Source organism: uncultured Butyricimonas sp. (assembly GCF_959596855.1).
Classification (GTDB): Bacteria; Bacteroidota; Bacteroidia; order Bacteroidales; family Marinifilaceae; genus Butyricimonas; species Butyricimonas muris.
This window is the reverse complement of sequence record NZ_CAUFYA010000001.1, coordinates 308,860-324,988: the sequence shown is the minus strand read 5'-3', so window position 1 is coordinate 324,988 and position 16,129 is coordinate 308,860. Positions and strand designations below refer to the sequence as shown.

Annotated in this window: 16 protein-coding genes and 1 tRNA gene; 8 read left to right on the top strand and 9 right to left on the bottom strand. The window is 42.7% G+C overall.

From position 1 onward, the window contains the following. Positions 1-742: 742 nt before the first annotated feature. From speA to Q5866_RS01260, 3 genes are all read right to left on the bottom strand, one after another. On the bottom strand, positions 743-2,635 hold the full coding sequence (gene speA / locus Q5866_RS01270; RefSeq protein ID WP_186974822.1) for a biosynthetic arginine decarboxylase: 1,893 nt from the start codon (positions 2,633-2,635) through the stop codon (positions 743-745). Positions 2,636-2,811: 176 nt separating this feature from the next. Continuing rightward, on the bottom strand, positions 2,812-4,275 hold the full coding sequence (locus tag Q5866_RS01265; protein WP_303178254.1) for a hypothetical protein: 1,464 nt from the start codon (positions 4,273-4,275) through the stop codon (positions 2,812-2,814). A 96-nt stretch (positions 4,276-4,371) separates the two neighbouring features. After that, positions 4,372-4,447, bottom strand: a tRNA-Pro gene (locus Q5866_RS01260). 91 nt (positions 4,448-4,538) lie between these two features. Between Q5866_RS01260 and rbfA the strand changes: the two genes are divergently transcribed. The 8 genes from rbfA to Q5866_RS01220 all read left to right on the top strand — a co-directional run bounded on the left by rbfA (position 4,539) and on the right by Q5866_RS01220 (position 11,603). Further along, complete coding sequence (gene rbfA / locus Q5866_RS01255) at positions 4,539-4,877, top strand: 30S ribosome-binding factor RbfA (RefSeq protein ID WP_099291857.1); 339 nt, start codon at positions 4,539-4,541, stop codon at positions 4,875-4,877. A 13-nt stretch (positions 4,878-4,890) separates the two neighbouring features. Then, the gene (locus tag Q5866_RS01250; RefSeq protein WP_303178251.1) at positions 4,891-6,099 is read left to right on the top strand and encodes an ABC transporter permease; all 1,209 of its coding nucleotides are present in this window, start codon (positions 4,891-4,893) and stop codon (positions 6,097-6,099) included. Between the two features lie 11 nt (positions 6,100-6,110). Then, complete coding sequence (locus tag Q5866_RS01245; RefSeq protein WP_303178249.1) at positions 6,111-6,926, top strand: peptidylprolyl isomerase; 816 nt, start codon at positions 6,111-6,113, stop codon at positions 6,924-6,926. After that, complete coding sequence (locus Q5866_RS01240; protein ID WP_292264867.1) at positions 6,926-7,339, top strand: VanZ family protein; 414 nt, start codon at positions 6,926-6,928, stop codon at positions 7,337-7,339. The genes Q5866_RS01245 and Q5866_RS01240 overlap by 1 nt, the downstream gene beginning before the upstream one ends. Before the next feature lie 74 nt (positions 7,340-7,413). Continuing rightward, complete coding sequence (gene pheS / locus Q5866_RS01235) at positions 7,414-8,436, top strand: phenylalanine--tRNA ligase subunit alpha (RefSeq protein ID WP_303178245.1); 1,023 nt, start codon at positions 7,414-7,416, stop codon at positions 8,434-8,436. Between the two features lie 77 nt (positions 8,437-8,513). Continuing rightward, positions 8,514-9,371 carry an N-acetylmuramoyl-L-alanine amidase-like domain-containing protein gene (locus tag Q5866_RS01230; protein ID WP_303178243.1) on the top strand — a complete coding sequence of 286 codons (858 nt, stop codon included), beginning with the start codon at positions 8,514-8,516 and terminating at the stop codon, positions 9,369-9,371. A gap of 109 nt (positions 9,372-9,480) precedes the next feature. Next, positions 9,481-10,077, top strand: a complete 597-nt coding sequence (locus Q5866_RS01225) for a penicillin-binding protein activator LpoB (RefSeq protein ID WP_303178241.1) — start codon at positions 9,481-9,483, stop codon at positions 10,075-10,077. Positions 10,078-10,127: 50 nt separating this feature from the next. After that, entirely contained in the window at positions 10,128-11,603 is a 1,476-nt protein-coding gene (locus Q5866_RS01220) for a COG3014 family protein (protein WP_303178239.1), read from the top strand. Positions 11,604-11,741: 138 nt separating this feature from the next. On the opposite strand, the gene Q5866_RS01215 is transcribed toward Q5866_RS01220, so the two are convergent. From Q5866_RS01215 to Q5866_RS01190, 6 genes are all read right to left on the bottom strand, one after another. Then, a complete protein-coding gene (locus Q5866_RS01215) occupies positions 11,742-12,446 on the bottom strand; it encodes a restriction endonuclease (RefSeq protein WP_303178237.1) in 705 nt (234 codons plus the stop codon). After that, a complete protein-coding gene (locus Q5866_RS01210; RefSeq protein ID WP_303178235.1) occupies positions 12,446-12,934 on the bottom strand; it encodes a hypothetical protein in 489 nt (162 codons plus the stop codon). The genes Q5866_RS01215 and Q5866_RS01210 overlap by 1 nt, the downstream gene beginning before the upstream one ends. Before the next feature lie 83 nt (positions 12,935-13,017). Beyond that, the gene (locus tag Q5866_RS01205) at positions 13,018-13,335 is read right to left on the bottom strand and encodes a hypothetical protein (RefSeq protein WP_141560914.1); all 318 of its coding nucleotides are present in this window, start codon (positions 13,333-13,335) and stop codon (positions 13,018-13,020) included. 48 nt (positions 13,336-13,383) lie between these two features. Beyond that, complete coding sequence (locus Q5866_RS01200; protein ID WP_303178233.1) at positions 13,384-14,532, bottom strand: tetratricopeptide repeat protein; 1,149 nt, start codon at positions 14,530-14,532, stop codon at positions 13,384-13,386. A 346-nt stretch (positions 14,533-14,878) separates the two neighbouring features. Further along, positions 14,879-15,622 carry a hypothetical protein gene (locus tag Q5866_RS01195; protein WP_303178231.1) on the bottom strand — a complete coding sequence of 248 codons (744 nt, stop codon included), beginning with the start codon at positions 15,620-15,622 and terminating at the stop codon, positions 14,879-14,881. A 1-nt stretch (position 15,623) separates the two neighbouring features. After that, positions 15,624-15,836: a winged helix-turn-helix domain-containing protein gene (locus Q5866_RS01190; RefSeq protein WP_303178229.1), complete on the bottom strand. Its 213-nt coding sequence runs from the start codon at positions 15,834-15,836 to the stop codon at positions 15,624-15,626. Positions 15,837-16,129: the final 293 nt, after the last annotated feature.

Sequence of the window (16,129 nt, the reverse complement as noted above, 5' to 3'; positions counted from 1 at the left end):
TTTCATAAATTTGTTATTGGTATTTTGGGTCCCCGCTGAGACAGCGCGGACCATTTTTATTTTACCCTGTACACATCCAAAGTACACGGGAGCGTTTTTTTTCCTAGGCAAACCGGGACTGTATTAACACCTAATTCCAACCGTATTCAAACTCTATTAATAAGGTAATAATTCACCTTTTCCAGAGCCCGCCCAGAACTCAAACAGACCAACCATACTCCGGGATAGCTGTGCCACGGCGAAGCAACAGTTCGGCTACGGCAGAATAGCAGGTTCTTCCCGAGAATACAATTGATTTTTTTAAGGGATTATTTCAGTACATAGTGAAACCTTTCGTCGAGAAATACGTTTACTACTATAGATTTCAATGATTAATCTATATAATGGAAATTTAACTATAAGAATTTTCATATATAAAGAAAAGCCGATACCTTTGTATCGGATTTCAAAAGAGACTTCGATTTTTTTTCATAAATTTGTTATTGGTTGCCTCCTGCTGTGACAGCACGAGGCTTTTTTTCTTTCACCGTTGCTAAACTATAAAATCTTTTTTTACCTACAAACGTTTGCACCACTTTTAATAGTGTTAAATATCAGAATAACCACAACAATCTAGTTATCAATAGTGTTGTTTTTCGCTTTAACACTTCCAGAATTGCGTTTTCACAAAAAAAAAGATCGTGTCAACATCTACAACGAGATAACTAACACGACCTTCTATATTTCGAAAATTATATTCTGCTTATTCCAAATAGGTATACCCGTACAATCCGGAACGGTAATTTGACAAGAACTCACGTCCTTCTTCTGCCGAGATAATTCCTTTCTTCACGGAACTCGTTACCCATACCTCGACGGTTCTAGCCATTTTCTTCGGCATAAACTGCACGTATTCCAATACATCCGCGACGGTTTCCCCTTCGATTACCTTATCAATCACGTACTCATCACCTTTCACCTTAATATGAACGGCATTCGTGTCCCCGAACAAGTTGTGCAAATCTCCCAGAATCTCCTGGTAAGCCCCAACGAGGAATACCCCGAAATAATAAGGTTCCTTCCCGTTCAAGTCATGTACCGGAAGGTGGTACGAGAAATTACGCGTAGAGATAAAATTATCTATCTTCCCATCGGAGTCGCAAGTGATATCCTGTAAAGTTGCCGATTTCGTCGGCTGTTCATTTAAACGGGAAATCGGTATGATCGGGAAAATCTGGTCTATCGCCCATGAATCAGGCAACGACTGGAACAACGAGAAATTACAGAAATATTTATCCGGCAATAACTTGGAGATTTTCTTTAATTCGTCCGGTGAATGTTTCGTGTTCACCGCCATATCATATACATCACGGGCTACCGACCAGAACAAACGTTCGATCTGGGCACGGGTATGCAAATCAATCAACCCGAGATTGAACAATCCCAAGCCATCCTCACGAATCTGCATGGCATCATGCCACGTTTCGATTAAGCGGGGCTGGTTCAAGTTCTCCCAAAGGTCATACAATTCTTTCACCAGTTCATGGGCATCCTCGGCAATCTCCTCGTTCTCGTCAAAAGCCGGCAGGCTCGTGCTTGCCAATGCCTCGAAAATCAACACGGAGTGATGCGCCGTCAAGGAGCGTCCCGACTCGGTAATGATATTCGGCTGTTCCAATTCATTCTTCTCGCAAGCATCTACCAGAGCGGAAACGGCATCGTTCACGTACTCTTGAATCGAGTAGTTCATGCTATTGCCACTTGTAGCAGAACGGGTCCCGTCATAATCAACACCCAGTCCGCCCCCGATGTCCACGAAATGTATATTGTATCCCATGTTTTTTAATTGCACGTAGAATTGGGATGCCTCTTTCAATGCCGTTTTGATACGGCGGATGTTCGTTACCTGACTTCCGATATGGAAATGAATCAGTTTCAGGCAATCGGTCATTTTGTTCTTTTGCAGGACGTCGAGCGCTTCCAACAATTCACTGGAGTTCAAACCGAACTTGCTGACGTCACCCCCGGACTCTTCCCACTTTCCGCTACCGGAACTTGCCAATTTAATCCGGATGCCGATATTCGGACGAATTTTCAGGCGCTTGGATATCGCGGCTATATTCCTCAACTCGTTCAACTTCTCGACCACGAGGTAAATATTCCGCCCCATCTTCTGTGCCAACAAGGCCAGCTCGATGTAGTTCTCGTCCTTGTACCCGTTACAGATAATCATGGCATCATCGTCAATATCGATGGATAGCACGGCATGCAGTTCCGGTTTGGAACCAGCCTCAAGACCGATATTATATTTCGTCCCATGACTTACAATCTCCTCCACGACCGGACGCATCTGGTTTACCTTGATCGGGTAAATTATAAAATTTTTCCCCGTGTAACCATATTCCGTGGCAGCCGCCTGGAAACAACTTGAGATTTTTTCGATCCGGTTATCCAGAATATCCGGGAACCGTAATAACACGGGAGCGGACACATCTCTCACCTGAAGTTCCTCCATCAATTCCTTGATGTCAATCCTTGGTCCTCCTACTTTCGGTGTTACCGTCACGTGTCCTTTCTCGTTAATCGAAAAATAGTTCAGCCCCCAACCGTTGATATTGTACAGTTCTGCTGAATCGTCAATGCTCCATTTTCTCATTTCTATTCTAAAGATCTTTAAGGTTGATTGTCCCGCAAAGCTACAATATATTTTTATATATGAGTTTATAAAGTTCATAAAGTTTATAAGGTTTATAAAGTAACGGGTGTCCTTCGGATTATATCTATCGGCAGCCATGCTGCCGTGAATAATAAACTTTATAAACTGATTGATTCCTACAAGTTTTGAATTTCCCGTATCCCATCACGGGTAATCATCAGACGGAAACGCCTGTAATCGACGTTTCCCTCGTGTCGCAATTGAATCAGGAAATTGACGTAGTAAATTTTCTCTCCCTTGATTGCCGTGTAACCCAAATCCCCCTCCGGAACATAAAGTTCATAAGCGTGCTCATCCATCTTCCGGGCAAAATTTCCCAAATCAAAGCGGATAATCTCGTTTACTCCCGAAATGTCATATTGACTATATTCACCTAAAATTTCCGCATCCAACTGTATCCACTTGCGGTAGAGAATAATCTTCTCACCCGCGTACCGGTTGTCGGCAGCCAAGAGATCAGTACGTGCCCGTCGGTTAATAATTTCTTCCGGCACCTTGTTTTCCGATATAAAATCCACCCCGTCTTTGATCTGACCGACCACCTTATCCCCCATACTGATCTTCGTTTTCCGGTCAAAATAATTCTTCCCCAAGCGGTGGACAAAATAGAATCGCATCAATTCCTTGATCCTGTCTTTCAGCATATAACTCACGACCAAAGCCACGAACAAGGGCATAGTAAAATTGCCATACTTCTTTTGAAACGAGAACGCGATTACCGTGGCAAATATCATCGAGAGCCCGGCTGCCAGACTATAATATATCTGCTCGACCAATACCCCGTCCCGTTTTTTCGATGCCTTCAAGAAAAGATCACTTTCCGCGTATTTCTTCAATATCCCCCGCCGATAAATCACCGTCCGGTTCTGCTCCCGACTATCTTTCTCCGCTACCAGATAACCATGCTTCTTCTTGTAGGCTATCTCTTCATGCACCAGTTCCAGCAATTTCTCCTTCTCTTGCTCGTAACACTTCACGTCAAACTCTTTCAACCCGTCCAATAAACGAAACGTGTGAAACTCGATCAAGTTGGAAAGATACTCGTCCCCGAAAGAAAAATAGTTCAACGCTTCTTTCGGCAAACCCTGTACATGAACAATCTTTTTCAACTCCCGATAACGACGGGCAATAATCCGAACACAAGCCACATAGTGCCCTACCATCAATCCCCGTTCATTCACTTCCACCTCGTGATGAATCGCCTTATTCACGCTCCCCCGCAAGGCGCTTTTGAATATCGAGGTGAACATCTTGATTTGGTATTCGTAAGTTTCGATAGACTCCCTCGTGCGTTCCTCTACCAGATGTTGAAACGCATCCTCCAGAAACACGAAAGGGGTCCACTCACCCTCCGCGATTTCCTCCAACGAATAAATCGGGGTAATTAGCCTCACGTTAGAACGCACGTCCTTGTAAAAATCATCTTTCGAATAAGTCGATGCACTGATACCAAGACTATGAGGCACGAAAAACCACGTGTCCATTCTGAACTCGTTCTCCTCCCGGTCACGATCTACCACGTAACCGACCTTAAACTCCACGGAGTATCTGTCATGTAGCTTTACCTGAATATCAATCATAACGAATCTACATCCTAAAATCGTTATGCAATGTACGTATTATTTTCGAGAATATAAAAAACAGAAAGAACGCCTTCAAAAGCGTTCTTTCTTATTTGGTCGAGATGACTGGACTTGAACCAGCGGCCTCCACGTCCCGAACGTGGCGCGCTACCAACTGCGCTACATCTCGTTTCCGTTTTGCGAGGGCAAAGATAATAAAAGTATCAATTATAATCACTATATTTGTGGAAATTTTTTTAGCAAACAATTTTTTTCTTGATATGGATACTATAAGACAAAATAAAGTAGGGCGTTTGATACAACGAGATTTAAGCGAAATGTTTCAGAAAGAGTGTAAAGAATACACCGGAGGTGCAATGTTATCCGTTACTGCCGTGCGAGTTAGCCCTGACATGTCGTATGCCCGGGTATACTTGAGTATTTTCCCGTCCGAACTCGCGGAGAAAGTATTAGGTATTCTGGACGAGAAAAATAAAAACATCCGTTTTATCCTCGGGAAAAAAATCGGAAAGCAAACGCGTATCATCCCGGAATTACGTTTCTTCGTGGATGATAGTCTGGACTACATAGACAAAATAGACAATCTATTGAAGCAATAGAAAACCGTCCACGATGAAACTGTCGATATTCATTGCCCGGAGGTACCTGTTCTCGAAAAAGAAACAGAACGCCATAAACATTATTTCTATCATCAGTATGGTAGGAGTTATGATAGGCACGACCGCGTTGATTGTCGTACTTTCCGTGTTCAATGGCATCGACACGTTACTCACCACAGTAACAGACAGCTTCACTCCCGACCTGACGGTTTCTCCCGCGCAAGGAAAATTCGTCGCCACCGACTCCCTACTGCTGGAACAGTTGGAAAACATGCCCGACATCGCGTCTTTCGATGCCGTCGTGGAAGAAAATTCACTGGTAAAATTCGGTGATAAACTTGTCCCCGTGATAGTGAAAGGAGTCGAGGAAGATTACGCCCGCCACGCGGGAATTGCCCCCACCATCATTAGCGGGAAATTCAGTCTTGAAGAAGAAGACAAACCGACCGTGGTACTCGGGTACGGTATTGCCGCCGCCTTGCGCACCCGCCTTGGCATGCAATCACCGGTAACATTCTATTACCCGGACAAAACCGCATCGTCGGCATCCATGTCGGCATTAAACAGTCAAAGGATATACCCGATTGGAATATTCTCCGCGCAACAGGATATTGACGGGAAATACGTGATTACCGGAATAGAAACCGCGAGAAAATTATTCGGGGTTCCAGGGGAAATATCCAAAATAGAGATTAAACTGAAAAATCCTGACAACCTCGCGTCTTTTAAAACATCACTCGCGACGGAAGTGGGAACAAAATACAAGGTACTCGACAAGTATGACCTCAACCGTTCGTTCTATGCCATGATGAAATCCGAGAAACTCGCGGTATTCCTAATCTTGTTGTTTATCCTACTGATTGCCTCATTCAATATCGTGGGCTCCGTTTCAATGTTGATTATAGACAAGAAAGAAGACATCGGCGTCTATCAAGCCCTAGGAATGACAAAAGAGAAACTCGTTTCAATCTTTAAACTGGAGGGGAACCTAATCACGGGAGTCGGGGCTTTCGCCGGACTTATCATCGGAACCGGACTTTGCCTGCTGCAAGAATATTACGGTTTCATCACCCTCGGCAACGGCAGTTACATCATCAACGCTTACCCCGTGAAAGTCGTTGCCTCGGATATATTGATTATCATGCTCACGGTCATTGCCATCGGGTACATCGCCTCGCATTTCCCGGTACGATACCTCGTGAATAAAATTGTCAAATCGTAAATGATATATATATGTATAAACTTCTGATACTCTCGTTCACGCTTGCCCTTTTCACGCTTCCATCCACGGGACAGGAAAAAGAGCATATCGTGTTGATAGAAACCAGCATGGGCAATCTCAAGGCCAAATTATACAACGACACCCCGATTCACCGGGACAACTTTATCGAATTGGCGAAATCCGGTCAGTATGACGGGACACTATTTTACCGGGTAATCAAAGACTTCATCATACAAGGCGGTTCCGCGGACAGCCGTAACGCGGTTGCCGGTCAGGAACTGGGATATGGTAGAGAAATCACGATTGATGCCGAAATCAAACCGCACCACTACCATAAAAAAGGAGCTTTGGCTGCCCCCCGGCAACCGGACGAAACAAACCCGCTCAAGAAGTCGGATATCTCACAATTCTATTTCACCGTCGGGAGAAAATACCCGCCGGAAGAACTGGAGCATATCGAGAAATCGGTAAACGTGCCCATCAAGAGGGCTATCCAGAATAAATACTATACCCCGGAGAAAAAAGCGATTCTGGATTCTTTAAAAGCACAAAAGAATGTACCGGAATTCCGAAAAATAGCCGACAAAATCAAGGCGGACATCGCCCATGACTGGGAAAACAACACTGAAAAACTCTTCATGGACGAGGCTAAAAAACAAGCATACACGACAGAGGGCGGCGCACACAGTCTGGACGGCGAATACACGGTGTTCGGGGAATTGATTGAAGGTTTTGACATTCTTGACAAAATCGCCGCTTTACAAACAGATAAAAAGAACCGCCCGTTAAAAGACGTGAGAATAATTCGAGTAAAAATAATTGAATAATGATAGCACACAAACACGTATTATTATGGTGTAATCTTCTATGGGCAGGCGTTATCTTTTTCTTATGCGCCATTCCCTCGAGTTCCATACCGGACCCCAAATTGAATATCCCGCATTTGGATAAGGTCGTCCATTTCGGCATGTTCTTCATCATGTCCGTCTTCCTATGCGATGCCTTACGCCATAAACTATCCTCACGTGCCTGCTACTTGATTGCCATCGGGTTCAGTTTCGCGTATGGCGGCTTGATAGAGATACTTCAATACAAATATTTCCATCGAGGGGGCGACTGGTGGGATTTGCTCGCCGATGTACTCGGCGGAATCGCGGGATGTTTATTATATCCCACGGCAAAAAAAATAATGGATAAACTTGTAGCCCGTTTCTGTAAAAATATTCGAGATAAAAATTGAAGTTCTCGAATAATTGAAATGTATCAGACTTTTTTATTACATTTGCAAACCAAGGATTTCAAATTTTTGAGAAGATGTTAGATAAGATTAAACAACTCCGTGATGAAATAGCAAACTTCCAAGCCGGTAGCTTGGAAGAAGTAGAGCAATTTAGAATCAAGCATTTAAGCAAGAAAGGTTCTATCGCCGCTCTTTTTGACGATTTCAAAAGCGTCCCCGCAGACCAGAAAAAGGCTGTCGGACAGGAGTTGAACGTGTTGAAGAATACGGCTTTAGCGAAAGTAAACGAACTGAAAGAATTGTTGAGTAACGCCGAAGAGGGACTCAGCGGGATGGATTTAACCATGCCGGGCAATCCCATGAAACTCGGGACTCGCCATCCTCTGTCTATCGTTAAAAACGAAATTCTAGCCATCTTCAACAGACTTGGTTTTACCGTGTCCGAGGGACCCGAAATAGAAGACGACTGGCATAATTTCTCCGCGTTGAACTTCCCGGAAGAACATCCGGCACGCGACATGCAAGACACGTTCTTCATCCAGAAAAATCCCGATATCGTGCTTCACACGCATACCTCATCCGTGCAGGTACGCGACATGGAAGCACATCAACCGCCCATTCGTTTGGTTACCCCGGGACGGGTGTTCCGCAACGAGGCGATTTCGGCGCGGGCACACTGTATTTTCCACCAGATTGAGGCACTTTATATCGACGAAAACGTTTCTTTCGCCGACTTGAAGCAAACCCTCACCTACTTTGCAAAAGAACTGTTCGGTGCGGACACACGAATCCGTCTGCGTCCCTCGTTCTTCCCGTTCACCGAACCGTCGGCAGAAATGGACGTATCCTGTACATTGTGCCACGGGAAAGGCTGTAACGTATGCAAAGGCACGGGTTGGTTAGAAATCTTAGGTTGTGGAATGGTTGACCCCAACGTACTCGAACTAAACGGTATCGACAAAGAAAAATATACCGGATTCGCGTTGGGAATGGGAATCGAACGTATCACGATGTTGAAATACGGCATCAAAGACATACGTCTTTTCTTCGAGAACGACATCCGCTTCCTTGAACAATTTTCGGCCGCAGGCAAATAATATATAAACACAACACAAGAGAGATGAGGATGCCGTTCACGCGGCTCCTCATTTTTTATTCACCCAAAACGCTTTATATGAAAAAAACGATTCTTTTGCTACTCGTCGCCCTTTTCCCTGTCATCTCGGGATGTAAAGCACAATCTCCCGTATCGGAAGAAGATAAAGCAATCCTCTCCCGGTTTTTCGAGTATGCCTCGGGAAAAGAATTACATCGGCTTCCCGTGAACGAACGAATTGTTGCTATCGGTCAATTCTTTATCAATACCCCCTACAAAGGCGGCACCCTCGAAATCAACCCGAAAGAACAACTCGTAGTGAACCTGCGGGAATTCGACTGTGTAACATTCACGGATAACGTGCTTGCCTTGGCTCTATTGAAAGAATATACCCCTCGACAGACAGAGGCCTACTTGAAGAATTTACAAAAGATTCGCTACCGGGACGGCGAAATCACCGACTACACTGCCCGGCTTCATTACTCCACCGATTGGTTGCACGAGATGAGCCTAGACAGCATTGTAAAAGACGTCACCTTGGAAAACGGAGGCATCCCCTTCCCTAACAAAGTGGGTTTCATCTCCCGAAACTGGCAGAAATATCCTGCCCTCGCACAAGATTCCCTTCTCGCAGGAAAAATGCTCCGGATAGAGAACAATATAAACCTCCGGAAATACCATTATATTCCCAAGGACAAGGTATCCGCCGCGACCGGGCAAATTCAACCGGGAGATATTCTGCTCATCACGACAGACAAAAAAGGGCTCGACACCGCCCACGTGGGAATAGCCATAGAACAAAACGGGCAGATTCACTTGCTCCACGCGTCACTTTCCGCCAAGAAAGTGGTCATTTCAGAAGTACCCCTCCCCGAATACTTGCAAGGCATTCGCTCTCATTCCGGAATAATAATTGCCCGTCCCTATCAATTTTAAATGTAATTAACATCCAAAACGCCATCTAACACGTATATTTGGTCAAATAATTGTAACAAAATTTGATATTAATCGTGGAATTTGAATATAAACCTAAAATCAAAAGAATATGAGAAAAGTATTTATCGGAACACTTGTCGTGTTAACCATAGCGATATTAAACGGGTGCGGTAGCCGGAAAATAGCACGGGTAGACCCGAGCGAAACAATAGACCTCAGCGGACGCTGGAACGATAGCGACTCCCGCATGGTGTCGGACGAGATGATTGGCGACCTACTGACATCCGCATGGATACCCCGCTACCTGAAAGCAAATGACAAACGCCCGGTAGTCGTAGTCGGATTAGTCGAAAACAAGAGCCACGAACACATCAACTCGGAAACCTTCATCAAGGATGTCGAGAAAGCCATTATTCGTGACGGCAACATCCGTCTAGTCGTGGCAGGAGAGAAACGAAACGAGCTACGGAAAGAACGTGCCGAACAACAAGACTACGCCTCCCCCGAAACCACCAAGAAATGGGGTAAAGAACTGGGCGCCGACTTTATCCTGCAAGGCACCATCAACAGCATCGTGGACTCGTACAAAAAGCAAAAAGTGGTAACCTACCAAATCGACTTGCAACTCACCAACATCGAAACCAACGAAGTGGTATGGATGGGCGACAAGAAGATAAAGAAACATATCACGGATAGAGCATTCTAATTAGTTCATAAAGTTTATAAGGTTCATAAAGTTTATAAAGTAGTCCCATAATGATACACATTCATCATTCATGCTTCAGTAGAAATACAATAAGGATTCATAAACCTTATGAACCTTATAAACTTTATAAACCTTACAAACTCTTTGGACTCATTATCATCCTCTTCCTCTTTTCCGGGTGTGCCACGTGGTACCAACGCACGGCTGAATTCCAATCGGCAGTGACTGCCGGCAACTTCGAAAAGGCAAACAAGCTACTGGATAAAGATAAAAAACAAGCCACCGGGAAAAACCGGATTCTTTATTACTTGAACAAGGGATACGTGGAGTTCATGCTCGGGCAACCCGAGAATAGTAACAAGTACTTTGAAACCGCCGAAAACTTGATTGACGAGCAACACCGCAATCTCGGGGCAGAAGCGGCAGCCTTGGTAACGAATCCCGAAATGCGTCCCTACCAACCGGAAGACTTCGAGGTAATCATGATTAATTTCTACAAGGCATTGAATTATCTTGACCTGAATGACATGGAAGGTGCGTTAGTCGAAGTCAGGAAAATAAACATCAAACTCAATCAACTGAACGACAAGTATCCCGACCACAAAAATCGTTACCAGCGGGACGCTTTCGCCCACTTGCTTATGGGATTGATTTACGATGCATCGGGCGACGCCAACAACGCTTTCATCGCCTACCGTAACGCTTACGAGGTATATCAATCCGACTACGTGAAGAACTTCGGCGTACAAGCCCCGGAACAATTAAAACAAGACTTGATGCGTTCCGCATACAATTGTGGCTTCACGGCAGAATTGAAGCAATACGAAAAAGAGTTCAACACCACTTACAAACATACCCCTGCCCCCGCGAATGGGCAACTCGTCTTTTTCTGGCTGAACGGGATGGGACCCGTGAAAGCGGAGTGGAGTATCAATTTCGCCAAACAGAAAAGAGGTGATGGGGCTATCGTGTTCCACAACGACGAATTCGGATTCACCTTTCCATTCTTTTTTGACTCCCGCTACTCGGACGACGAACGTAAAAGTATTGCCGACCTGCAAATGCTAAGAGTCGCCTTCCCCAAATACATGGAACGCCCGCCCTTGTACGCCAAAGGCTCTCTCGTGCTTGATGCCAAAACCTATCCCTTGGAAATTGCCGAAAACATCAACGAGATTGCATTCAAAACCTTACGTGACCGTATGGTACGCGAATTTTCCACGTCACTCTTGCGTGTCGCGGCAAAAAAGGGACTTGAATACACGGCTCGAAAGCAAAACGAATGGCTCGGATTCGCCGTCGGCATCGCCAACTCTCTGACAGAAAAAGCGGATACCCGCAACTGGCAGACTCTCCCCTATTCCATTTCTTACACGCGTGTCCCCCTCGACGCCGTAACAAACAACATCTCCCTGCAACTCACCACCCGCAACGGCTCCCGCAACACGGACCAAATCACCATCGAGGGTGGCGGCAAGAAAACCCGCTTCCATGTATTCCAAACCATGGATTCCCGCCAATTCTAACCCGCTCGCGCAATATACCCGAGCAAATACCATTCCCTATATCTTGAGTAGGATTACGATAGGTCTTCAATAGCAATAAGTCGGCTTTATTCAACGTTCGCAAGCCGAATACGGTAGGAATACTTACAGAATACTGCTTCACTTCGTGTTCAAATTGACTAATCGCAATCCCGTTGGACGTTTCGTCAATTCAAAAAAAGGGACTTGCGACAAAATTAAAACCACCCCGGAAGAAGCCCTACCCGCATAATTTTGATTAATGTCATCTCTCGTCACGTACCCCTCTTTCAATATTTTATTTACCGCATATTTAAAAATTTCAATCCTGATTTTCCCTTCATTTCCGTTAGAAGTAATTCTTTTCACCTCTCCCCAATTTACCTCGAGTATTTTATTTTCCTCCCCGTTCTCCCGCTTCAACGTCTTACCAGCCAAAGGGATAATGTATTCGCTCCAAATCGAATCGAAATCAAGCCCCCGAGAATCAATACTCTCGCCACGCTCGACCGGAGAGCACTTATTTTCCTCTTCTCCTAAATAAATAATCTTGATTCCCAGTTTTTTAGCGACCTTTTCGGCATCATCCATCACGCTACCACTTGTTACCATTATCGCCCTCGTGCAATCAAAATATTCTTTCGCACCACATAACTCCATCACCATTTGTCGATTGATTTTTCTCGTCCCTCCCCCGTAATTCTTCACTTGAATGGCTATTTTCTCATCCCCTTCCCAAGCAAAAATATCGACTCCCCAATCTCCCGTTTCCGGGGTGATTTCAACTCTATATCCTTGCTGACGAAAATAATCGCCAACAAACAATTCATATTCTCTCGGTTTCATTAATCTCTCAAATTAGCAAAAGGTCGTTTACCAAAATATTCTTTCTTAAATGATTGTATCAATTCTCGTTCCATTTCTTCCGGCTCCTCTACCGGCTTCCAACATATTAACAAATCCCCGGCATTCTCTATTTGCCAAATAAATCTACCTCCCCAATGACCGATATTTTTTCCCTGCCCAAACTTCAAATATTGCGACAAACGGGAATGTAACGTTGCACTTCGCCCTCCCGCTTTCCCGATATAAATCACGGGAGTACCAACTACCCAGTTTTCATTCAATTCATGTAACGATACATTAGGATTTTTCCCTTTAAAAAATCCCCCGCTTCCCTCTTCCAAGAAAGTCGGTTCCCCTTCCTGCACGTGCAACACGAGATAAACACCCTTCTCTTTAGAAATACAAGAAGCATCTTGCCATAACTCGTTTATTGACACAAAACCAATAAACCCTTCTCTTTTCAATTCTTCGATAGATTTAAATTTCATTCTATTAAACTATATCATTTCATTCTATTAAACTATATCTCGAAATCACTCAAATTTATTTACAAATCTATTAACATAATAAATTATCTAACACTCACTACATTTCCATGTTTATCTAAATAAAAAGTATGTGTTTCTACTACATATCCACCAAAACTATTTTTAGCTCTATACGTGTGAGTTACTTTAAAACCACTATCATATTCAGACACGCTTGACCAAGTAACCGACTCATAACTCTTAGGATCTTTCAAAAGATTATCTTTCAAATAATAAACGACATAATCTTTCACCTCCCATTCTTCGATTTCTCCTGAAGAAAAGAAACTACTTATTACTCCCACAAAAAAAAGAATAACAATTATCCCTGTCGCAATTGAACCTGTTTTCTTATTATCCATAGTTAATTTTTATTAATACATTAAAACCTTTCCTCCCATTTCACCATATTATCGACGAGTAAACTCTCCTTGTTTTAATAATTCTAACGTACGAATAGCCCATTCATCTTGCAAATTTACCGCTTTCTGCAACCAATATTCAGCCTTCTTTAGATTCTCTTTCGTTGTATTCCATTTTTCAATTGTTCCATCCCCCAAACACTTATTATTCAAATATAGCGACACTAACCAACGTATCGCTTCGACATTTCCTTGTTCCGCACTTTTTTCTCCCCAATATATAGCATTCTTAATGTCAACATCTACAACGTCCCCCCATCCATAATACATCAAACACAAATTAAATTGCGATGAAGAATGTCCACTTTTAGCTCCTTTTTCAAAATACTCCCGCGCTATTGAAAGATTTCTTTCCACTCCACAACCTGTCATATACAATCTCCCCAATAAATATTGTGAATCTAATTCTCCTTGAGACGCCGCTAACTTTGCCCAATAAAGTACCTTTTCATAATCTTGTTTTACACATTGTCCAAATAAATAGATATGGGCAAGAGCATTTTGAGCTCCGGCATGCTGTTGCAATGCGGCTTTCTGAAACCAACAAAGCGCCTTATCAAAATTAGCTTCTATTCCTTTGCCATCAAAATAACAAATAGCAAGCCAATATTGAGCCTCTACATTCTCTCTATTTGCAGCCCGTTCAAACCATAAAAAAGCTTGTTGATAATCTTGTTTTACTCCTTTCCCCAACCAATAAAAGTATCCAAGATTATATTGTCCAATACAATCTCCTCGCTCCGCAGCCTTTTGTATCCAACTAAAAGCCTGTTGATTATTTTTTTCACATCCTAAACCATTGGAATATAAATATCCTAATTGAACCTGTGCATCTGTACAATTCTGAATTGCAGCTTTTTCGTACCAATAAAAAGCTTCTTCATAATTTTTTCTGACACCTGTTCCTTCTTGATAGCACCGTCCTAAAACACACTGTGCAACAGAATCATTCAACAATGCTGCTTCTTGCCAACATTCCAAAGCTCTCAAAGTATCAAGTTTAAGGAAAAGACTATCTCCTTGTTTACGCCATTCAATACCACTTTTCGCATTTTCACTTGTAGCTTTTTTATCATCTTTTCTTATTCCAGTACATCCAATCACAAAAATTGAAATTACACATATCACTATTTTCATAAATGTCTATTTTATAAATACCGCTTCACTTCGTGTTCTCTAGGTTTCATTAATCTCTCAAATTAGCAAAAGGTCATTTACCAAAATATTCTTTCTTAAATGACTGTATCAACTCTCGTTCCATTTCTTCCGGCTCCTCTACCAGCTTCTAACACATCAATATTTCATTCTAACGGAATTAATGCAAAATCTAAAAATATGCATATCCGACATAGCATCATATTCCTCGACCAAATTATCAAAATCACGTTTTAAGTCTTCAACAAAACTGTTGTATGAAAACCTCTCTTTTTCTTCTAAATCATATTTCTCCCAATATTCCCTGATTGTCATCGCATAGCAATACTTATCTTTTCATATCATCTTTATCTAATATCTTTAACAATCTCTTTTCAACCTCATCAGCAACTAACATCACGAACTCTTGCATCCTTTCTTGTTGCCTTTCTTCCAATTGCTCAAAAAGTTCTTCTCCTGGAGTGATACCAACCTCTAATTCATCCTCGTCTTCCCAAGCTAGTTTTTGATATTTATATTGAAATACTTTATCATTATCCATCTTTTTAATTTCTTCTATATAAGGACTTTCTTTATATTTCGGACATACAACATCAATTACTTGAAATTTATTTTTATACGCCTCTATCAATTTATCTCTATCTACACGAAAATTATTTTCAGATATATCAAGCAACGCTTCACTCCCACAATGCCTAAACCAACATTCTGGCTCATCCTTACTATCGTATACTGGAATTTTCCCATTCAATCCTAAGGCTTTTATTATTCCTTTCCACCAATCATCACCTTGCACTAATTTACAATTTCCCCGACAATTTCTTTTGCATAAAAGAACTTCCTTTAGCAACCAAAAATCTTTTATTTCAATTTTTAACCCATTTATCTCGAATTCCGTACGCCTCCAATATATCACCAAATGCAGTAACTCTTGAACCTCTTTAGAAAATTCTTTACAATTCACAACCATAAAAGTCCCTTCTTGTTGTCCTTTCAGTTTCTCCGCAATCCGTATCGCATCAGGAACTCTCTCAGACCTCCCCCGCATATTAAAACTTATTTTTATTTCCATATCATCTCAATTTTATATATCCACCTTTCTTCTCAAACATAGCAACATAAGTTTTATTCCCCACCCTCGCTGAAACCTGACTAGCGGGAAGCGGTAATTTATCCCCACGTTCGTACAACCCTTGCTGATTAATCTTCTCTGCGATTTCTGTCGCTGTCATCGGCTTTTTTTCGTCTTTCAAGACTTTCTCGATAACTTCATGTAACTTCATCATTTTTTCTCATTTTTATTCCTTCCGCCAGTCCCCGATGCGGAAAAATACATACACGAAAAAAGCGTGGGTACTGTATGCTTATCCGGTAAAGTGGCTCTGGTAAACCATTGGTACAAATAAACAACAACCCACGCTCAACCGGTATATATGAAATACATATACGGCAAGCATGAACGTCATTCGTTTGTGTTCCTGTACCTTGAAAATTTACCAGACTTTCTTTACCAAGAATCAAACAAAACGCTTCAATATAAAATATGTCCACCACGTGACATCTCCATGCCCGTGATGCA